Source organism: Streptomyces seoulensis (assembly GCF_004328625.1).
Lineage (GTDB): Bacteria > Actinomycetota > Actinomycetes > Streptomycetales > Streptomycetaceae > Streptomyces > Streptomyces seoulensis.
The window spans coordinates 6,001,510-6,020,527 of sequence record NZ_CP032229.1 but is presented as its reverse complement, the minus strand read 5'-3'; the positions used below and the strand labels follow the sequence as shown (position 1 = coordinate 6,020,527).

Annotated in this window: 16 protein-coding genes; 11 read left to right on the top strand and 5 right to left on the bottom strand. The window is 74.2% G+C overall.

Translation table 11 applies throughout. The annotated features are described in order from the left end of the window. Window positions 1–122: 122 nt before the first annotated feature. Window positions 123–1,151: a PHP domain-containing protein gene (locus D0Z67_RS27615; RefSeq protein ID WP_031179312.1), complete on the top strand. Its 1,029-nt coding sequence runs from the start codon at window positions 123–125 to the stop codon at window positions 1,149–1,151. A 161-nt stretch (window positions 1,152–1,312) separates the two neighbouring features. Here D0Z67_RS27615 and D0Z67_RS27610 read toward each other — a convergent pair whose 3' ends face one another. Both D0Z67_RS27610 and D0Z67_RS27605 read right to left on the bottom strand, forming a co-directional pair. Then, entirely contained in the window at window positions 1,313–2,602 is a 1,290-nt protein-coding gene (locus D0Z67_RS27610; protein WP_031179311.1) for an ROK family transcriptional regulator, read from the bottom strand. Between the two features lie 124 nt (window positions 2,603–2,726). Further along, window positions 2,727–5,900, bottom strand: a complete 3,174-nt coding sequence (locus D0Z67_RS27605) for a cytochrome P450 (RefSeq protein ID WP_031179310.1) — start codon at window positions 5,898–5,900, stop codon at window positions 2,727–2,729. A 270-nt stretch (window positions 5,901–6,170) separates the two neighbouring features. On the opposite strand from D0Z67_RS27605, the gene D0Z67_RS27600 reads away from it, so the two are divergent. The 5 genes from D0Z67_RS27600 (at window position 6,171) to D0Z67_RS27580 (ending at window position 11,039) form a co-directional block, all read left to right on the top strand. After that, on the top strand, window positions 6,171–6,767 hold the full coding sequence (locus D0Z67_RS27600; RefSeq protein WP_382849230.1) for a helix-turn-helix transcriptional regulator: 597 nt from the start codon (window positions 6,171–6,173) through the stop codon (window positions 6,765–6,767). A 102-nt stretch (window positions 6,768–6,869) separates the two neighbouring features. Next, the gene (locus tag D0Z67_RS27595; RefSeq protein ID WP_031179308.1) at window positions 6,870–7,364 is read left to right on the top strand and encodes an FBP domain-containing protein; all 495 of its coding nucleotides are present in this window, start codon (window positions 6,870–6,872) and stop codon (window positions 7,362–7,364) included. 75 nt (window positions 7,365–7,439) lie between these two features. After that, complete coding sequence (locus D0Z67_RS27590; RefSeq protein ID WP_199812123.1) at window positions 7,440–8,720, top strand: FUSC family protein; 1,281 nt, start codon at window positions 7,440–7,442, stop codon at window positions 8,718–8,720. Window positions 8,721–8,765: 45 nt separating this feature from the next. After that, window positions 8,766–9,776, top strand: coding sequence for a hypothetical protein (locus D0Z67_RS27585; RefSeq protein ID WP_031179306.1), 1,011 nt, complete (start codon window positions 8,766–8,768; stop codon window positions 9,774–9,776). A gap of 84 nt (window positions 9,777–9,860) precedes the next feature. After that, entirely contained in the window at window positions 9,861–11,039 is a 1,179-nt protein-coding gene (locus D0Z67_RS27580; RefSeq protein ID WP_234312605.1) for a lactonase family protein, read from the top strand. On the opposite strand, the gene D0Z67_RS27575 is transcribed toward D0Z67_RS27580, so the two are convergent. Then, window positions 11,007–11,732 (bottom strand): DUF2470 domain-containing protein, encoded by a 726-nt coding sequence (locus tag D0Z67_RS27575; RefSeq protein WP_031179304.1) that lies wholly within the window; start codon window positions 11,730–11,732, stop codon window positions 11,007–11,009. The two genes, D0Z67_RS27580 and D0Z67_RS27575, sit on opposite strands and share 33 nt — an antisense overlap. A 107-nt stretch (window positions 11,733–11,839) precedes the next feature. After that, a complete protein-coding gene (locus tag D0Z67_RS27570; protein WP_031179303.1) occupies window positions 11,840–12,445 on the bottom strand; it encodes a TetR/AcrR family transcriptional regulator in 606 nt (201 codons plus the stop codon). A 132-nt stretch (window positions 12,446–12,577) separates the two neighbouring features. Here D0Z67_RS27570 and D0Z67_RS27565 point away from each other — a divergent pair, with 132 nt between their 5' ends. Further along, the gene (locus D0Z67_RS27565) at window positions 12,578–14,092 is read left to right on the top strand and encodes a cytochrome P450 (RefSeq protein WP_031179302.1); all 1,515 of its coding nucleotides are present in this window, start codon (window positions 12,578–12,580) and stop codon (window positions 14,090–14,092) included. Here D0Z67_RS27565 and D0Z67_RS27560 read toward each other — a convergent pair. Then, on the bottom strand, window positions 14,054–14,872 hold the full coding sequence (locus D0Z67_RS27560) for a pentapeptide repeat-containing protein (protein WP_031179301.1): 819 nt from the start codon (window positions 14,870–14,872) through the stop codon (window positions 14,054–14,056). The genes D0Z67_RS27565 and D0Z67_RS27560 overlap by 39 nt on opposite strands. Window positions 14,873–14,937: 65 nt before the next feature. On the opposite strand from D0Z67_RS27560, the gene D0Z67_RS27555 reads away from it, so the two are divergent. From D0Z67_RS27555 to D0Z67_RS27540, 4 genes are read left to right on the top strand one after another with little or no spacing between them, the layout of a single operon-like run. After that, on the top strand, window positions 14,938–15,693 hold the full coding sequence (locus D0Z67_RS27555) for a (Fe-S)-binding protein (RefSeq protein WP_031179300.1): 756 nt from the start codon (window positions 14,938–14,940) through the stop codon (window positions 15,691–15,693). Continuing rightward, on the top strand, window positions 15,690–17,168 hold the full coding sequence (locus D0Z67_RS27550; RefSeq protein WP_031179299.1) for a LutB/LldF family L-lactate oxidation iron-sulfur protein: 1,479 nt from the start codon (window positions 15,690–15,692) through the stop codon (window positions 17,166–17,168). Before D0Z67_RS27555 ends, D0Z67_RS27550 begins: the two co-directional genes overlap by 4 nt. Continuing rightward, entirely contained in the window at window positions 17,165–17,866 is a 702-nt protein-coding gene (locus D0Z67_RS27545; protein ID WP_031179298.1) for a LutC/YkgG family protein, read from the top strand. Before D0Z67_RS27550 ends, D0Z67_RS27545 begins: the two co-directional genes overlap by 4 nt. After that, window positions 17,863–19,017 (top strand): betaine/proline/choline family ABC transporter ATP-binding protein, encoded by a 1,155-nt coding sequence (locus tag D0Z67_RS27540; RefSeq protein ID WP_031179297.1) that lies wholly within the window; start codon window positions 17,863–17,865, stop codon window positions 19,015–19,017. The genes D0Z67_RS27545 and D0Z67_RS27540 overlap by 4 nt, the downstream gene beginning before the upstream one ends. Window position 19,018: the final 1 nt, after the last annotated feature.

Genomic DNA, 19,018 nt, shown 5'->3' with positions numbered 1-19,018 from the left:
CCTCCGAGCGTAGAACGCGAGGCGCGGGGACGGCTCGTCCGCACAGGCCGTCCGGGCCGCCACCGTGCGGGGACCGTCCCGGTGGGCAACCCTGGAGGTCCGTACGGAGCCGGGAGGTGGCCATGGAACCCGTCGCGGCGCTGGACCGGATCGCCTTCCTGCTGGAGCGCTCGCTCGCGCCCACCTATCGAGTGCGGGCGTTCCGCACGGCCGCGCGCGTACTGAAGGACCTCCCCGGGGACGAGATCGCCCGGCGGGTCTCGACGGGGACGCTCCAGACGCTGAAGGGCATCGGCCCGAAGACCGCGAAGGTGGTCGAGGAGGCGGTGGCCGGTCAGACGCCCGCCTATCTGCGCTCGCTGGAGGAGGAGGCCGGGGGCCCACTGACGGCGGACGGCGGCGAGGAGCTGCGGGCGCTGCTGCGCGGCGACTGCCACACCCACTCGGACTGGTCGGACGGCGGCAGCACCGTCGAGGAGATGGGCTGGGCGGCCGCCGAGCTGGGCCACGAGTGGACCGCGCTCACCGACCACTCCCCCCGGCTCACCGTGGCCCGCGGCCTCTCCCCCGAGCGGCTGCGCGAGCAGCTCGACCTCGTCGAGGCGCTGAACGAGCGCTGGGCGCCGTTCCGGCTGCTCACCGGTATCGAGTGCGACATCCTGGACGACGGCTCGCTGGACCAGGAGCCGGAGCTGCTGGACCGGCTGGACGTCGTGGTGGTGTCGGTGCACTCCAAGCTGAGGATGGACGCGGCCGCGATGACCCGCCGGATGGTGGCCGCCGTCTCCGACCCGCACGCCGACGTGCTGGGCCACTGCACCGGCCGGCTGGTCACCGGGCGCGGGCGGCCCGAGTCGGCCTTCGACGCGGACGAGGTGTTCGCCGCGTGCGCCGAGGCGGGCACCGCAGTCGAGATCAACAGCCGCCCGGAGCGGCTGGACCCGCCGCGACGGCTGCTGCGCAGGGCGGTGGACGCCGGGACGCTGTTCTCCGTGGACACCGACGCGCACGCGCCGGGCCAGCTGGACTGGCAGATCCTGGGCTGTGCCCGCGCCGAGGAGTGCGGGGTGCCTGCCGGGCGGGTGGTGAACACCTGGACGGCGGACCAGCTGCTGGACTGGACCCGGGAGGGGCGCGTGCCCACGCCGTGAGAGCGCGTGACTCGGATCACGGCGCCGTCCGGGAACGCCACCCCCTGGTTCTCCGTTGAACCAGATGTGGACGCGGGCCCGCCCTGACCTGGACCCCGTCCGCGATGGACCGCCCCGGTCGTGATTCCCCCGTCACGGCCGGGGCATCTCCGTGTCCGGGCTCAGCGCGGGGCGCGCTCGTCCAGCGCGGCCCGCCAGGCGGGCGGCCGGTCCTCGGGCGCCGGTTCGGCGCGGCGGCCGCCCCGGCTGAAGAAGTCGGCCAGCGGCAGGATGGCCGCGCCGACGGTGACCGCGTCGGGGCCGAGCCGTCCCAGGTCGATGGTGACCCGGTCCGCCGGGTGCCGCAGCGCGTAGGTGGCCGCGTGCCGGCGTACCGAGGGCAGGAAGCGGGTGCCGAGCTGGAGCCCGGCCCAGCCGCCGATGAGGATGCGCTCGGGCTGGAAGAGGTTGATCAGGTCGGAAAGGCCCGCCCCCAGGTACTCGGCGGTCTCCTCCAGCACCGCGAGCGCCACCGGGTCGGGCTCCGCGTCCCCGGCCGGGTAGGCGGCGGCGAGCATCGCGGTGAGCGCGGTCTCCTCGTCGGTGCCCTCGGGCGGGCGTCCGCCCTCCTCGCGCCAGCGGGCCAGCAGCGACTCGGCGCCCGCGTACGCCTCCAGGCAGCCGGGCGCCCCGCAGCGGCAGCGGCGCCCGCGCACCCGTACCGTCAGATGCCCCCACTCGACCGCGCGGCCCTGCTCCACCTCGGGGGTGACCAGGCAGGCGCCGACGCCCGAGCCGAAGAGCACCACCAGGGCGTTGCGCGCGCCGCGCCCGGCGCCGAACCACATCTCGGCCTGGCCGAGCGTCTTGGCGCCGTTGTCGATGAAGTACGGCACGGTCTCGGGGAGCCCGGAGGTGGCCCGGAGCAGCCGCTCCAGCGGGACGGCGTCCCAGCCGATGGTCTGGCCGTGCACCACGGCACCCCGGTCCGCGGTGTGCTCCACGATGCCGGGTACGCCCACCCCGACCCCGAGCAGCCGCTCGGGCCGCGCCCCCTCGGCGGCCAGCACCTCGGCGACGCCGTCCCGGATGTGGCCGGTGATGTCGTCCACGTCGTAGCCGGGGCGGGTCAACGGGCGGTCGGCGCGGGCGAGTTCGGTGAGAGCCAGGTCGAACAGCTCGACGCGGACGCGGGTCTCCCCGACGTCCACGCCGATCATCTGGCCGCTGTGCGGGGCGACCCGGAGCAGGGTGCGGGGGCGGCCGCCGTCGGAGTCGACGCTGCCGGCCTCCTCCACGAGTCCGTCGGCGATGAGGTCGGCCACGACGTTGCTCACCGAGCCTGAGCTGAGTCCGGTGGCCGGGCCCAGCTCGAAGCGGCTGAGGGGGCCGTCGAAGTACAGCCTGTGCAGCACGGCCGTGCGGTTGCCCCGCCTCAGATCGCGTACCGTGCGCCCGTTCCGCCCCGCCATGTGGCCCCTTCCGACCCGTGCCCGACCTGCAACATACCCTTCGGAGCAGGCCGGGCACGACTTCGCGGGCCCCCTTATTTCATGCTGTGAGATTTCCAGGGGGTGCGGGTGGGGCGGGTGCGGCTCAGCCGGCCGCGTACACGTCCTCCACATAGCGCCCCGCGCCCACCAGCTCGTCAAGCCAGCGGGTCGCCGCCGTCTCGTCCGCGCCGGGGGTGCGCTCGCGGTACAGGGTGCGGAACGCCTCGCGGACACCGGGTGCCATGCGGGCGCCGTCGCCGCAGACGTAGACCCGGGCCCCGGCGCCGAGCAGGTCCCAGACCTCGTCGGCCTCGGCGGCGATCCGGTGCTGGACGAACCGCGCGCCGTCGACCGGGGCCGCGCTGAAGGCGGGGCGCAGCGAGACGGCTCCGGCGGCCTCGGCGGCGGCCAGTTCCCCGGCGTGCAGATAGTCGGCATCGGGCGCGTCGCAGCCGAAGTAGAGCAGCGCGGGCGGGAGTTCGGCGCCCTCGGCACGGGCGGCGGCCCGGTCCATGACCACGCCCCGGAACGGCGCGAGTCCGGTGCCGGCCGCGATCAGCACGACGGGGGTGGAGGTGTCGGTGCGGAACGCCTCCCGGCAGGGCTGGACCCGGGCGTACACCGTGTCGCCGGGTGCGATGCCGGCCAGGTGGCCCGAACCGGTGCCCCGGTAGCGGCCGTTGCCGGAGCGGGCGGGGGCGTCGAGCACGGAGACCATGAGGTCGGCGTGGTGCGGGTCGGCGGCCGGGGAGGAGGAGATCGAGTAGTGCCGGGGGCGCAGCGGGGTGAGCAGGTCGAGCAGGCGGGGCCAGTCGAGGGCCTCGCGCAGGGCGGGGTGGTCCTCCAGGAGTTCGAGCAGGGTGCGCGGGTCGTCGCCGGTGAGGGCGGCGAGGGCGGCGCGCTCGGGCGGGCAGGGGTTGGCGGCGGCGAGCAGTTCGCGCTGGCGCGCGGTGGGCCGCTCCTGCAACTCGACGTGCCGGGTGAGGAGTTCGCGCACGGTGAGCGGGCGGTCCACGGCCAGGCCGTCACGGCGCGGGCGGGTGGCGCGGATGTCGAGCACCGTGTCCGGGTGGGCGCCGAGCGCGGCCAGGGCCCGCTCCACGGTGCCGGGGGCGTTGACCGGGAGCACGGTGAGGTGGTCGGCGGTGCGGTAGGTGACGCCGTCGGGCAGGGCGACGCGCAGGAACCGCTTGACGCGCGGGTGTCCGGGCGCGGTGAGGTCGTACGCCTCGGTGACGGTCATCGGGACCAGCTCGTGCCGCTCGGCGAGGGCGTCCAGCGGGCCGCCGGTCAGGGCGCGGACCTCGTAGGCGTTCTCGGGCTCGTCGGCCGGGGCGGTGGCGTCGGGGTCGCCGTACTCGGTGAGCAGGGCGATGCGCAGGCCGGCGGTGTAGTCGCGGACGGCGCCGGTGAGGTCGCCGGAGGCGTCGGCGGCGGCGCGCGGGGTGAGCCGGGTGGCGCCCAGCTCGGCGAGGCGGGCGTCGATACGGGTCGGCATGTGCTGGTAGGTCGCGGCCCAGTTGCGATCGCCGACGCCGAGCACGGTGTAGGTGACCCCGCTGAGGTCGTGCTCGCCCTCCAGCCAGGCGGCGAAGGCGACGGCGTCGTCGGTGGGGCGGCCGTTGTAGGAGGCGGCGGCGATGACCACGGGCCGGTCGGTGGGCAGGCCGTCGGCGTACGCGTCCAGCGGGGCGACCTCGGTGGCGCAGCCGAGGGCCGCGGCCTCGTCCGCGAGCTGTCCGGCGAACTCGCGGCAGGTGCCGTAGTTGCTGCCGTGCAGGAACAGGGCGGCGGTGCCGGGGCGGACGCGGGCGGGGAGCGCCTGGGCGCCGGTGTCCTCGGCGGGGGTCACGGCGGCGGCGCCGGGCAGCGGGGAGTGGACGCGGTCGGCGTCGGTGCGCGGGGTCAGGGTGAGGGTGAAGCCCTCGGGCTTGAGGGTGAGGGTCTCCTTGATGTCCAGCGCGTAGTCGGCGTGGTCGTGCAGCCGGTAGCGGTGGACCAGCATGGCGAGCAGCATGGTCGCCTCGTGCAGTGCGAACTGTCGCCCGATGCAGGCGCGTTCACCGGTGCCGAAGGGCTTGAAGGCGTGCACCGGGCGGGCCGCCTCGGCCTCGGCGGTGAAGCGGTCGGGGTCGAACAGCTCGGGGTTGTCGCCCCAGACGGGCTGGCGGTGCAGCATCGGCACCAGCACGCTGACCGCCTGTCCGGCGCGCAGCGGGACCCGCCCGCCGAGCAGGGTGTCCTCGCGGGCCTCCCGGCTGAAGGCGGCGGCGGTCGGCCACAGCCGGAGCGCCTCGTTGAGCACCTGCCGGGTGTAGGTGAGCCTGCCGATGTCGTCGTAGGACGGCTCGGGGTCGGCGGTGTCGCCCCACAGGGCGTCGGCCTCGCGCTGGACCATGCGGAGCGCGGTGGGGTGCTTGGCCAGGTAGTACAGGGCGAAGGACATCGCGCCGGAGGTGGTCTCGTGGCCGGCGATGAGGAAGGTGATGACCTGGTTGCGGATGTTCGCCAGGTCCAGGGTGGTGCCGTCGGTGGGGTGCTGGGCGGTGAGCATCAGCCCGAGCAGGTCGGTGGCCTCGCTCTGGTCGGTGCCGGTGCGGGCGGCGATGACCTCGTCCACGACTCCGGCGAGGAAGTCGGCGTCCTCGCGGAAGGCGGCGTCCGCCTCGGTGTAGTCGCCGCCCGGCACGCGGGCCAGGCGGGTCATGCTCCACTGGAGGCAGCGCACCATCGACTCGACGAAGGGGTGCGGCTCGGCACGCTCGAAGGAGCCGAAGTCGTAGTCGAACCCGGCGAGGCCGATGGTGTCGAGCGTCATCCGGGTCATGTCGTCGGGGACGTTCACCGGCTGCCCGGTACGGGCCGAGCGGTCCCATGCCTCGATGAGCCGCCGGGCCACCTTCAGCATCACCGGGTGGTAGGCGCGCATGGAGCCGAGCGCGAAGGCGGGCATCAGGATGTCGTGGGCCTTGGCCCAGTTCGGTTCGTCGTTGTAGGCGGTGAACAGCCCGTCGGCGGCGAAGGCGCGCACGTTCTCCAGCGCGGGCCCGATGTGCTTGGTGAACCGGTCCTCGTCGGCGAGGTCGGCGATCAGGTCGGCGTCGGCTACGAAGAGGGCGTCGCGCCCGTGCAGGCGGCGCACCAGCACCGGTCCGTGGGTCCGCATCAGCTCCATGACCTGCTGGATGGGGGTGCGGGTCGGTCCGGTGGCGGAGATGTCGACGACCGGGACGCCGGTGAGTGCGGGGGGTTCGGGGTGCGGTGCGGTGGGGGGCATGCGCGGCAACTGCCTTTCGCGGGGCTGGCGTTTCGCGTGGGGGCTGGCTTCTTCCAGCGTGCTCCCGCCGGGGAGGGCGGCCGGGCCGGGGCACTACACGAACGTGCAGTGGAAAGTGGGTGCGGAGCCTTGCGCACCGGCTCCCCTTCGCACCCTAAGTTGCCGCTGACCTGGGTTTTCGTCTTGGATGGTGGGGACGGTACGGCATCTTGGGAGGCTGGCGTGGAGTGGGGGCTGGCGGATGCCGTGGTGTGGCGCAACCGGGCCCTGATGCTGTTCGACCGGGTCGCGGTGCCGGTCGCGGTCTGCGACGTGTACGGCAAGGTGCTGATGGCCAACCCGGCGATGGCCGCCGAGTGCGGAACGTCACCGGGGCGGCTGCGCGGCTGTGACGTGCTGGAGCTGTTCCGCCCCGAGGAGGCCGGCCAGGTCGCGCGGATCGCCCAGGCGCTGCGGCTGCGGCACCGCTCCCGCTACCAGATCTCGGTGAGCTGGAGCGCGCCCGGCGGGACCGAGCGGTACGGGGAGCTGACCGCCGACCCGGTGAGCGACTCCACGGACGAGACCCCGGCGCTGCTGGTGATGCTCCGGGTGCTCGGGGAGAGCGAGCCGGAGACCGTTCCCGGCCCGGAGCCCGTCACCCCGGTCGAGGGCGCGGTGCTGGCGCTGCTGGCGCAGGGCGCCACGACCGGCCGGGCCGCCCGTGAGCTGGGCCTGAGCCGGGACGGTGTCGCCTATCACCTGCGCCGCCTGTCGGCCCGCTGGCACGCGGCCAACCGCACCGAGCTGGTCGCCCGCGCCTACGCCCTGGGCGTGCTCGCGCCGGGCGTGTGGCCTCCCCGGGTACGGGATGCCGGGGCCGAGTAGGGGACGGCACGCGGAAAACCGTTTGGCCCCGCGCCCGGGCGCTCTATACCCTCGGAAACCTAGACCCCCTAGGCTCATGGCTACAGCAGAAGGAATCCTCCGATGCGACCCCTCACCGAGCAGGACATCCGCGCCTCCTTCGTCAACTGCTCCAAGGGCGACGCCAAGCGGCTGACCGTCCCCCGCGACCTGACCGAACGCCCCTGGGACGACCTGGACTTCCTGGGCTGGCGCGACCCGGGCGCGCCGGACCGCAGCTACCTCGTGCTCGAACGCGACGGGGGCCTCGCCGGCATCGCGCTGCGCTGTCCGACGGTCCGGCGCGGCTCCCAGCACCGCAGCATGTGCTCGGTGTGCCTGACGACCCATCGCGGCGGCGGGGTCTCCCTGATGACCGCCCGCAAGGCCGGGCCGGCGGGCCGCGAGGGCAACTCGGTCGGCGTGTACATGTGCGCCGACCTGGCGTGTTCCCTGTATGTCCGGGGGAAGAAGGTGCCGGAGTCGGGGAGCAGGTTCGAGGAGAGCCTCACGACGGAGGAGCAGATCGCCCGAGCGCGCGGCAATCTGGCCGCCTTCGTCGAGCGCCTGTACGTCTGAGGGGCGCCCCTTTCGCGTACACGGTGCTCGAACGGCCCCGTTCGGCACGGTTACGGAAAGGGAAGACGCCAAAGGATGCCAGACGTACGGAAGTGGACGGACGCGCAGGCGCGACGCAAGTGGGCCGACGCGCTGCGCCGCCTGGTCGCGCGCCGCCGGGAGCCGGTGGTCGTCCAGACACTGCGGTCGGCCGCCGCGGCCACGGTCGCCTATGTGATCGCGCTCAAGCTCAGCCCGGAACCGGCGCCGCTGACCGCGCCCCTGACGGCGCTGCTGGTCGTCCAGGTCACCTTCTTCGCCACCCTCACCAACGGCATCCGCCGGGTGAACGCGGTGGTGACGGGCGTGCTGGTCGCCATCGTCTTCAGCCTCCTGGTCGGCCTGACCTGGTGGAGCCTGGCCCTGCTGCTGGTGGCCGCGCTGAGCGTGGGTCATCTGGTGCGCGTGGACGAGTACGTGAACGAGGTGGCGATCAGCGCGATGCTCGTGCTCGGCGTCACCACCGTCGGGTTCACCGCGTGGGCGCGGATCGTGGAGACCCTGATCGGCGCCATCATCGGCATGGCCTGCAATCTGCTGCTGCCGCCCCCGGTGTGGGTGGACGCGGCCGGGCGGTCCATCGAGTGGCTGGCCCGCCGGCTGCGTCAGCTCATGCTCCGGATGGGTGAGGAGGCCGCGGGCTCCATCCCCTGGCAGCGGGCCGCCGAACGGCTGCACGAGGCGCGCCGGCTGGACCACGACATCATCCAGGTCGACGCCGCCCTGCGGCAGGCCGAGGAGAGCCTGCGGCTCAACCCGCGCGTCAAGGAGGGCCTGCTGCACCGGGTGGTGCTGCGCACCGGTCTGGACACCCTGGAGATCTGCACGGTCGTCCTGCGGGTACTGGCCCGCTCCTTCACCGACCTGGCCAAGGCGCGCGGCGCCAAGGAGCTCTTCCCGCCGCCGATCGGGCAGACCGTGGAACAGGTGCTGTCCGAGATCGCGGACGCGGTGGTGAGCTTCGCGGTCCTGGTGACCACCGACCTGAGCGCCAACGCCGAGTCGGCCGAGTCGCGGCTGACCGCCGAGCTGCACACGGCCGCCGCCACCCGTGACCGGCTCGCGGAGCAGCTCGTCGAGCATGTCCAGGAGGACCGCGAGGACTGGCAGTTGCTCGGCGCGATCCTCACCGAGATCAACCGGATCATCGACGAGCTGGACACCGAGCACCGCAGCCGCCGCCTGCTGGAGGAACTGGACCGGGTCTCCCGCCAGCAACGCGCGAAGATGCCCCGCGTGAACCGCCTGCGCCAGCGCCTGGGCGTCCAGGAGGACCTGTGGCGGAACCGTACGGGGGTCGGCGGGCGTTCTGGGTGACGGGACACCGGACGACCGGTGCCGGGACTTGACGGGGGTGGGCCGATGGCCGGGCGGGCCGGGGTGCGGATCGAGGGGAACACGCTGCGGCTGGGCGACGGGGTGGTGGTGCGCTTCGTGCGCACCCTGCGGCTGCCGGAGCGGGGTACGCATCCGCTGCCGCCGGGGCTGGGCGAGTTCCCGCTGCGCCGGGTGGCGGACCACGCCGACCGGGTGCCGCAGGCGTGGCGGGCGCGGGGCGGGGTGCTGCTGCCGATGTACCTGCGCGAGGCGATGTGGCTCAGCTTCTCCGGGACGACGGAACCGGCCGCCCTCCAGGTCGGCGTCGGCAAGGTGTGCGCGGTCTCCGGCAAGCCCTGGCAAGCCGCGCTGGCACGCGACCCGCAGAACTACCTCACGCTCCCCCGCCAGCCCTGGCTGGACGGCATCAACTCCGGCAAGGGCACCGTCCGCCAGTTCGTCGCCGTACCCCTCGGGCTCGGCGCGACCGTGGAGGGCCAGGTGACCGGCGAGGAGACCTGGGGCGGGGTGCAGTTGCAGGCGTACGGGCTGCGCCCGGAGGCGCTCGCCCGGTGGCGGGAGGCCCAGCGTGCCAGGAGCGCGCCGCTCGCCGGGGGTTACGGCGCCCCGCCCGCCTTCGCCGCCCCGGCACCGGGCGCCGCTCCCCGGCAGGCGGCGGCGATGGGTCTGGGCGTGGGCGGCTCCATGCGCCAGGAGGTGTACCGGGACGAACGCCCCGCGTCGGACTGGTCCGACGCCCCGGCCGGCCGGGTCTTCGTCCACCTGGTCACTCCGCCCGAGTGGCGCCGCATCACCGGCGAGGAACCCCCGCCCTCCCCCGTGGACCGGGCCGCCTACACCAGGGCGGGCCTGCCCTGGTTCGAGCACTACGACGACGAGGCCGGCGACCTCTCCCCCGCCGGACCCCTGAAGCCGGTGCGCCCGGTGGGCGACTGGCTGGGCGACGACCTGGACCCCTGGGAGCAGCCGGCGCCGGGTCAGGTGGTCCCGCTGAAGGACGCGCCGGGCAGGCCGGTGGCCGACGGGGACTGGTGAGCACGCGCCCCGTCTTGCCTTCGGCGCCCGGTCCGCGACAGGGTGGCCACGGTGACGGGGGAGCATTCGAGGGACGGTGGGGACATGGACGCGCGGACGAATTGGGACGGCTGGAGCAGGCGGCGCTTCGTCGGCGCCATGGCGGGCACGGCCGCCGTCGTGACGGTCCCCGCGCCCGCCGCACCGCCCCCGGACGCCGCTCCGGCACCCCACCGCCCGCAGGCCGCACCGGGTCCCCGCCCGCTGTACCTGGGCACCTACACCTCCGTCGAGGGCGGCGGCAAGGGCGTGACCGTGGCGAAGTACGACCCGGTCTCCGGCGCGGTCACCGACGCGGAGTCGCTGGCCGAGATCCCCGACCCGTCGTACGTCACGGTCCACCCGGACGGGCACACGCTGTACGCGGTCGACGAGCGCGAGGACGGCGCGGTGACCGCCGTACGGCTGGCGGACGGTCAGGTGCTGGGCAGCCGGAGCACGGGCGGTTCGGGGCCCTGCCATCTGTCGGTGCACCCCGGCGGGCGCTGGCTGCTGAGCGCGAACTACGGCTCGGGCAGTGTCGCCGTGCATCCCCTGGACGCCTCGGGCGCGCTGGGTGAGCGCACCGCGCTGGTCACGCACTCCAGCCCGGCGCCGGGACCGGGCCAACAGGGGCCGCACGCGCACCAGTTCATCACCAGCCCGGACGGCGGCCATGTGCTCTCCGTCGACCTGGGCACCGACACCGTCTACACCTACCGGCTGGACACCGACCACGGCACGCTGACCGAGGTCTCCCAGGCACACACCCGGCCGGGCGCCGGCCCGCGTCATCTGACGTTCCATCCGAACGGGCGGTACGCGTACCTGGCCAACGAGGTGGACGACACGGTGGCAGTCTGCGCGTACGACCCGGAGACCGGGCGGCTGACCGTGGGCGAGCCGCAGTCCTCGGGGGTGACCGGGGACGCCACCAACTACCCGGCGCAGTTCGTGGTGACGCCGGGCGGCGGCTTCGCCTTCCTCGCCAACCGGGGGCACGACAGCGTCGCCCGGTACGCCGTCGAGGAGGACGGCGCCCGGCTGCGGCTGCTGGACACGGTGCCGGTGGACGGGGACTTCCCCCGCCAGCTCGCGCTCGCCCCGGACGGGCGACTGCTGTTCGCGGCGAACCAGCGCTCCGGCACGGTGAGCGTGTTCCACGTCGACACCGGTACCGGAGCGCTCAGCCTCGCGGGTGAGCCGTTCGCGTCACCGGTCGCCGTCTGCGCGGTGCCGCTGTAGGGCGCGCGGGCAGGAAGCGGCACCGGCCTGGGTGAGCAGCGCGTGCATGCGCTCGGTGAGCTGGGAGACGTCGTCGGCGGGCGTGTGGAACGCCAGCCGTACGTCGCCGTGGGCGCGGGCGCGCTCGACGCGCAGGGTGAGCCCGTGCCGGTCCACCGCGAGCGGTGCCACCCGGGTCACGGCGTGCAGGCTCTCCGGCCGGACCAGCCGGGTGAGCCGCTCCACCGCGTCCGGGTGGGAGTCGGCGAGGTGGGTGAGCAGCTGCGCCTCGGCGGTGGCCAGCGGGTCGGGCCGGGCGGCCGCGTACTCCGCCGACTCGATCAGCACCGCCCCCGACGGCCGGCGCAGCACCACGCGGGTGGGCGTGAACAGCAGCCGCGCGCCGCGCCGGGAGAACCAGCCGGCGAGCCACAGCCGGGCCCGGATGCGCCGGCGCACCGGTACGGGCGCCACGTCGGCGAACTCCAGCACCGCGGTGGGCTCGCCGCGCGGGGCGCACAGCGCGGCGGCGAACAGGGCGCTGTCCTCGGGCACGTCGAGCAGCACCCCGCCGTCGCCGGTCACGGTGTGCGCGCCGACGTACTCCTCGCGGGCGCCGTCCGCGGTCACCGCACACGACCACGCGGCGGCAAGGACCGACCGCGCCCGCTCCGCCGCTCCGGGCCCTGCCGCCCAGTCCTGCGTGTCACCCATCCCGTGCCCTCCTTAGGTAAGCCTTGCCTAACCTATCGAAGATCCGGGCATACGCCAACCACGCCGCCCCGATCGGGTGACGTGCACGGAGTTACGGAAACCCGCCGTCAGGCGATGGCGCCGAGCAGCGCCCGCGCGCACAGCTCGCGCACCTGGCCCCGGCCGGGTTCACCTTCGCGCAGCCACTCCAGGCAGACGGCGGTGGTGAAGGCGAGCCAGCCGCGCACGGCGAGCCGGGCCTGCGGGGAGCCCTCGAAGGCGGACCCGAACTCGGGGTCGGCGGCCAGCGCGGCGAGGATCTGCCGCTCCTGCGCGGCCAACGCACGCTGATAGACCCGGCGTACGGCCTGGTCGCCGGCCGCGTCGGCGCGGTGGAAGGCGCGGAAGCCGTGGGCGTGCGCCTCGACGTACCCGAGGTAGGCGTCCAGACCGGCGCCGAGCTGCTCGCGGACCGGCACACCGGGCACGGCGGCGGTCATCCGGAGCATGCGCTCGCTCTCCCGCTCCACCACGGCGGCGAAGAAGTCCCGCTTGGTCGGGAAGTAGTGGTACAGCAGCCCCCGGGACACCCCGGCGATCTCGGCGACCCGCTCGATCCACACGTCGTCGTACGGGCTCTCGGAGAACAACCGCGCCCCGACCGCCAGCAGTTGCTCGCGGCGCTCCTCGGTGCTCAGCCGGCGCCGGGCGCGTTCCCCCTGGTTGGCGGCCATGCCGTCACCCTACTGGACGTGTTGCTTGACGTGGGTTCAGTAGGCGGACCAGACTGCCAGCACTATTGAACTCGCGTTCAACACGCGGGTGCTGGACACACAACAGGCCGCCGGATCAAGGGAGATCACGTCATGGCCGAGACGACCGGGGCCGGGCTGCCCAAGGGGTTCCGGGGTGCCGAGCAGGGCTGGCCGGAGCTGGACCGCATCCCGCATCCGCCCCGCAGGCTCCCGCTGCTCGGTGACGTCCTGGGCGTCGACCGGCGCACCCCGCTCCAGGACTCGATGCGGCTCGCCCGCGAACTGGGCCCGATCTTCCGGCGCCGGGTGCTGAACCGGGAGTTCGTGTTCCTGTGGGGCGCGAAGCCGGCCGCCGACATGGCGGACGAGACCCGGTTCGCCAAGCACGTCGGCCTCGGGGTGGCCAACCTGCGCCCGGTGGCCGGGGACGGGCTGTTCACCGCGTACAACCACGAGCCCAACTGGCAGTTGGCGCACGATGTGCTGGCGCCCGGCTTCAGCCGGGAGGCGATGGCCGGGTACCACACGATGATGCTGGCGGTCGCGGGCCGGCTGACCGGCCACTGGGACCGCGAACTGGCGGCCGGGCGCACGGTGGACGTGCCCGGCGACATGACCCGGCTGACGCTGGAGACCATCGCCCGCACCGGCTTCGGGCACGACTTCGGCTCCTTCGAGCGCGACCGGCCGCACCCCTTCGTCACCGCCATGGTCGGCACCCTCGCCCACGCCCAGCGGCTCAACAGCCTGCCGATGCCCCCGGTACTCCAGCGGCGGGCCGCCCGGCGCAACGCCGCCGACATCGCCTACCTGGACGACACGGTCGACGCCCTGGTGGCCGCCCGCCGCGACTCCGGGCGCGGGGAGGGCGACCTGCTGGACCGGATGCTGGAGACGGCCCACCCGGTGACCGGGGAGCGGCTGTCGGCGGAGAACGTCCGCAAGCAGGTGATCACGTTCCTGGTCGCGGGCCACGAGACCACCTCCGGCGCCCTCTCGTTCGCCCTGTACTACCTCGCCGAGCACCCCGAGATCGCCGCCCGCGCCCGCGCCGAGGTGGACCGGGTCTGGGGCGACACCCCCGAGCCGGGCTACGACCAGGTGGCCCGGCTGCGCTATCTGCGCCGGGTGCTGGACGAGTCGCTGCGGCTGTGGCCGACGGCGCCCGCCTTCGCCCGGGAGGCCACGGAGGACACCGTGCTGGCCGGCGAGCACCCGATGCGCCGGGGCGGCTGGGCGCTGGTGCTCACCCCGATGCTGCACCGCGACCCCGAGGTCTGGGGCGAGGACGCCGAGCGGTTCGACCCGGACCGCTTCGACGCCAAGGCGGTACGGGCCCGCCCACCGCACACCTTCAAGCCGTTCGGCACCGGCGCGCGGGCCTGCGTGGGACGCCAGTTCGCCCTGCACGAGGCCACGTTGGTGCTCGGCCTGCTGCTGCGCCGGTACGAGCTGATCCCCGACCCCGGCTACCGTCTGAAGGTCACCGAGCGCCTGACGCTGATGCCGGACGGCCTGCGCCTGGGCCTGGAGCGCCGGAAGGCCCCCGTCGCCGCTCCGGCCGCCGCTCCCGGGCCGGACGCCGGGTCAGCGGGACGCTGCCCAGTGCGCGGGACGGACGAGTGAGGCCGGCAGCCGGGTGCCGGGTCCCCCTCGGGCGGCGTTGACCTGCGGCTGGGTGAGGAACAGGGCGCCGGTGAGGTCGGCGCCGGTCAGCTCGGCGCCGCGCAGATCCGCGCCGATCAGGTCGGCCTGCCGCAGATCGGCCCCGGTCAGGTCGGCTCCGATGAGGCAGGCACCGCGCAGGCTGACCCCGCGCAGATCGGCGCCCTTGAGCTTGGCGCCCGCCAGATCCGCGCCCCGACGGTCCCGGCCCTTCCTCCGGCCCTTGCGGGCCAGCTCCGACGCCTGAAGCAACAGTTCCGCCACCTCGTGCCAGTGCTCGGCCGGGTCCAGCACGGCAAGTTCCTCGGGCTGCCGCGCGGCAAGGCGCTCGGTCTGTTCCAACGCGCGCCGCAGCTCCGGGTGGAGGGGCCGGGCGGCGTCGAGGCCGAGGGCCTCGGTGAGGTACCAGAGCAGCTCGTGCAGGCGCCGGACCACCGGGAACACCTCGAACATCTGCCGGGCGTGCTCCTTGCCGCCCGTGCGCCAGTCCCGGCCGCCGAAGGTGACCTGGGAGACGCGCTGGCCCGCGCCGAAGCAGTCGTACACCGTGCACCCGGCGTAGCCCTTGGGGCGCAGCTCGGTGTGAATGCCGCAGGCGTGGTCCTCGCGCAGGTTGGCGCAGGGCTTCCCGGCGGGCTTGCCGTGCGCGAAGTCGGCGGAGCGGGCGAAGGGCAGGGCGACGCAGCAGAGGCCGAAGCAGTCGGCGCAGTCGGCGCGCAGGAGGGGTATGTGATCAGGCATCGCGGCCAGGGTACGGGCTCTGGCTACGCTGCCCCTGTCCGATCTCCGAGGCCCGAGGAGCCGCGATGCGTGTCGCCCTGTTCCTGACCTGTGTCAACGACACGCTCTACCCGGACACCGGCCGCGCCGTGGTGAGACTCCTCGGCCGCCTCGGGGTCGACGTCGACTTCCCCCTGGCACAGACCTGTTGCGGCCAGGCCCACTACAACACCGGCTACCGCCACGAGACGGAACCGCTGGCCCGGCACCACGCGGAGGTCTTCGGGGAGTACGACGCGATCGTCACGCCGTCGGGTTCGTGCGCGGCGATGGTCCGCGAGCTGTACCCGAGGCTGGGCGAGCGGGCCCGCGCCGAGGGACGCGGGGAGGAACTGGCCGGCGTACTGGCGCCGGTGGTGCCGAAGACGTACGAGCTGACGGAGTTCCTGGTGGACGTGCTGGGCGTCACCGATGTCGGCGCCGTCTATCCGCACAAGGTCACCTACCATCCCACCTGTCACGGCCTGCGCTCGCTGGGTCTCGGCGACCGGCCGCGCCGGCTGCTGGAGGCCGTGCGCGGTCTTGAGCTGGTCGAGCTGCCCGGCGCCGACGAGTGCTGCGGGTTCGGCGGCACCTTCGCGGTCAAGAACGCCGGGGTGTCGGCGGCGATGGGCGCGGACAAGATGCGCAACGCGGAGTCGACCGGCGCGGAGGTGCTGTGCGCGGCCGACAACTCGTGCCTGATGCACCTGGGTGGCACGATGAGCCGGGCGGGCTCCGTGGTGCGACCGGTGCACATCGCGGAGATCCTGGCGAGCACGGAGGAGGAACCGGCCCGGTGAACGAGACCTTCGTCGGAATGCCCGCCTTTCCCGAGGCGGCACGGGAAGCGCTGGACGACACCACCCTGCGCGGCAATCTGCGGCACGCCACCCACACCATCCGCGCCAAGCGCGCGGCGACCGTGGCGGAGGTGTCCGACTGGGCGGAGCTGCGCGAGGCGGGCAGCCGGATCAAGGAGCACACGCTCCGCCATCTCGACCGCTATCTGGAGCAGTTGGAGGAGTCGGTCACCGCGGCGGGCGGCACGGTCCACTGGGCGGCGGACGCGGCGGAGGCCAACCGGATCGTCACCGAACTCGTCCGGGAGACCGGCGAGTCGGAGGTCGTGAAGGTCAAGTCCATGGCCACACAGGAGATCGGGCTCAACGAAGCCCTGGAAGCGGCCGGCATCCGGGCCTACGAGACCGATCTCGCCGAGCTGATCGTGCAGTTGGGCGAGGACCGCCCCTCGCACATCCTGGTCCCGGCCATCCACCGCAACCGGGCCGAGATCCGCGACATCTTCCGTACCGCGATGGCCGGTTGGGGCCGTCCGGCGCCCGAGGGGCTGTCCGACCGTCCGGCCGAGCTGGCGGAGGCGGCGCGGCTGCATCTGCGGGAGAAGTTCCTGCGGGCCAAGGTGGGGGTTTCCGGGGCCAACTTCATGGTGGCGGAGACCGGCACGATGGTGGTCGTGGAGTCCGAGGGCAACGGGCGGATGTGCCTGACCCTGCCCGAGACCCTGATCTCGGTGGTCGGCATCGAGAAGGTCGTCCCCACCTGGCGTGACCTGGAGGTCTTCCTCCAGACCCTCCCCCGCTCCTCCACGGCCGAGCGGATGAACCCGTACACCAGCATGTGGACCGGCACGACCGACGGCGACGGACCCCGTGCCTTCCACCTCGTGCTGCTGGACAACGGACGCACCGACACCCTCGCCGACGAGGTCGGCCGCCAGGCGCTGCGCTGCATCCGCTGCTCGGCCTGCCTCAACGTCTGCCCGGTGTACGAGCGCGCGGGCGGCCACGCCTACGGCTCGGTCTACCCCGGCCCGATCGGCGCCATCCTCAGCCCCCAACTGCGCGGCACGGCAAGCGAGATCGACGTCTCGCTGCCGTACGCGTCCTCGCTGTGCGGTGCCTGCTACGAGGTGTGCCCGGTCGCCATCGACATCCCCGAGGTACTGGTCCGGCTGCGCGAGCGGGTCGTGGAGGGTGGTCCGGCGGTACGTGAGGGCAACCGGGTGGTGCTGCGGCCGGCCCGGGGGCACGCGGCGGAACGGGCGGCCATGCGGGCGGCCCGCTGGACCTTCACCCACCCCGGCGCCCTGCGCACCGGCCAGCGCCTCGCCTCCCGCGCCCGCCGTCTGCGCCCGCGCACCCTGCCGGGGCCCGGCGCGGCCTGGACGGCCACGCGCGATCTGCCGGAGGTGCCGGCCGAGCCGTTCCGGGACTGGTGGGAACGCACCCGAGGCGGCAAGGAGGAGACGACGTGAGCGACCGGGAACGCGTCCTGGGCCGGGTCCGGCGCGCGCTGGCCGACGTACCCGAGGACGACACGCCGTACGAGCGGGCGGTCCCGCGTGACTACGCGCGCGAGCACGGCACGCGGACGGTCGCGGAGACGGTGGAGCTGCTGGCGGAGAACCTGGCGGACTACCGGGCCGTGGTGCACCGGTGCGCGGAGGCGGAGCTGCCCGCGCTGCTCGCCCGTCTGCTGGTGGCGCGGGGCGCCCGGAAGGTGCTGGCGCCGGACGGACTCCCGTCGGCGTGGCTGGCGGATGCCGACCTCGTGGCCGTCCCGGACCTGGCGGCGAGCACCCCGTACGAGCTGGACGCCGTGGACAGCGTGGTCACCGGCTGCGCGGTGGCCGTCGCCGAGACCGGCACCCTCGTGCTGGACGGCGGGCCCGGTCAGGGGCGCCGCCGGATCACCCTGGTGCCGGACCACCACATCTGTGTGGTCCGCGTTCCCGAGCAGGTCGTGGCGTCCGTACCGCAGGCCCTCGAACGCCTCTCCCCCACCCGCCCGTTGACCTGGATCTCCGGCCCCTCGGCCACCAGCGACATCGAGCTGGACCGGGTGGAGGGGGTACACGGGCCGCGCACACTGGAGGTCGTGCTGGCCGGGGTCATCCCTTCGGTCGGCGGGACCGGGCAGGCGGACGGGACCCCGGCTAGCGTGGGGGAATGATCCGGTTCGAGCAGGTCAGCAAGCGCTACCCGGACGGTACGACGGCCGTGGACGACCTCTCCTTCGAGGTGTCCGAGGGCGAACTCGTCACGCTGGTCGGCCCCTCGGGCTGCGGCAAGACGACCACCATGATGATGGTGAACCGGCTGATCGAGCCCACCGCGGGCCGGATCGTCGTGGACGGCGAGGACATCGCGGGGGTCGATCCGGTCCGGCTGCGCCGCCGGATCGGGTACGTCATCCAGCAGGTCGGCCTCTTCCCGCACCGCACGGTGCTGGACAACACCGCGACCGTGCCGTCCCTGCTCGGCTGGAAGCGGGCCAAGGCGCGGGAACGCGCAGCCGAGCTGCTGGACCTGGTCGGCCTGGACCCCAGGACGTTCGGCGCCCGGTACCCGGAGCAGCTCTCCGGCGGCCAGCGGCAGCGGGTCGGGGTGGCGCGGGCGCTCGCGGCCGACCCGCCGGTGCTGCTGATGGACGAGCCGTTCGGCGCGGTCGACCCGGTGGTGCGGGAGCAGTTGCAGGACGAGTTCCTGCGCATGCAGCAGGCGGTGCGCAAGACGGTGCTGCTGGTCACGCACGACATCGAGGAGGCGGTCCGCCTCGGCGACCGGATCGCGGTGTACGGCGCCGGCCGCATCGAGCAGTACGACACTCCCGGCGCGGTGCTGGGCGCCCCCGCGACCCCGTACGTCGCCGGGTTCGTCGGCGCCGACCGGGGTCTGAAGCGGCTGTCGGTGACCGCGATCGAGCCGGACGACCTGGAACAGCCCCCGGTGGCCCGCCCGGACGAGCCCGCCGGGAACGCGGCCCGGCGGCTGCGCGAGGAGGGCGCCCGCTGGGCGGTCGTCCTGGACACGGACGGCGACCTGCACGGCTGGGTCGGCCTGGAGGAACTGGCGGCGGGCGGCACGGTCGGCGAACTGGCCCACCGGATGACGGCCTGGGTCCCGGTGGGCGCCCCGCTGAAGCAGGCGTTCGGCGTGATGCTCCAGTACGACGCCGGGTGGGTCGCGGTGCTGGACGGCTCCCGCCTGCTGGGCGTGCTGACCCCGGCCAAGCTGCACGAGGCGCTGCGCCGGTCGGTGGACGCGGACGCGCTGGGGGTGGCGCGGGGTCAGGTGCCGTTCGACTCGGTGTCGGACGCGTAGG

Bases quoted from the DNA above. Each gene is read 5' to 3' on its own strand.
- D0Z67_RS27615 (WP_031179312.1), top strand. From the start codon at position 123: ATGGAACCCGTCGCGGCGCTGGACCGGATCGCCTTCCTGCTGGAGCGC.
- D0Z67_RS27610 (WP_031179311.1), bottom strand. From the start codon at position 2,602: ATGGCGGGGCGGAACGGGCGCACGGTACGCGATCTGAGGCGGGGCAAC.
- D0Z67_RS27605 (WP_031179310.1), bottom strand. From the start codon at position 5,900: ATGCCCCCCACCGCACCGCACCCCGAACCCCCCGCACTCACCGGCGTC.
- D0Z67_RS27600 (WP_382849230.1), top strand. From the start codon at position 6,171: ATGCTGTTCGACCGGGTCGCGGTGCCGGTCGCGGTCTGCGACGTGTAC.
- D0Z67_RS27595 (WP_031179308.1), top strand. From the start codon at position 6,870: ATGCGACCCCTCACCGAGCAGGACATCCGCGCCTCCTTCGTCAACTGC.
- D0Z67_RS27590 (WP_199812123.1), top strand. From the start codon at position 7,440: ATGCCAGACGTACGGAAGTGGACGGACGCGCAGGCGCGACGCAAGTGG.
- D0Z67_RS27585 (WP_031179306.1), top strand. From the start codon at position 8,766: ATGGCCGGGCGGGCCGGGGTGCGGATCGAGGGGAACACGCTGCGGCTG.
- D0Z67_RS27580 (WP_234312605.1), top strand. From the start codon at position 9,861: ATGGACGCGCGGACGAATTGGGACGGCTGGAGCAGGCGGCGCTTCGTC.
- D0Z67_RS27575 (WP_031179304.1), bottom strand. From the start codon at position 11,732: ATGGGTGACACGCAGGACTGGGCGGCAGGGCCCGGAGCGGCGGAGCGG.
- D0Z67_RS27570 (WP_031179303.1), bottom strand. From the start codon at position 12,445: ATGGCCGCCAACCAGGGGGAACGCGCCCGGCGCCGGCTGAGCACCGAG.
- D0Z67_RS27565 (WP_031179302.1), top strand. From the start codon at position 12,578: ATGGCCGAGACGACCGGGGCCGGGCTGCCCAAGGGGTTCCGGGGTGCC.
- D0Z67_RS27560 (WP_031179301.1), bottom strand. From the start codon at position 14,872: ATGCCTGATCACATACCCCTCCTGCGCGCCGACTGCGCCGACTGCTTC.
- D0Z67_RS27555 (WP_031179300.1), top strand. From the start codon at position 14,938: ATGCGTGTCGCCCTGTTCCTGACCTGTGTCAACGACACGCTCTACCCG.
- D0Z67_RS27540 (WP_031179297.1), top strand. From the start codon at position 17,863: ATGATCCGGTTCGAGCAGGTCAGCAAGCGCTACCCGGACGGTACGACG.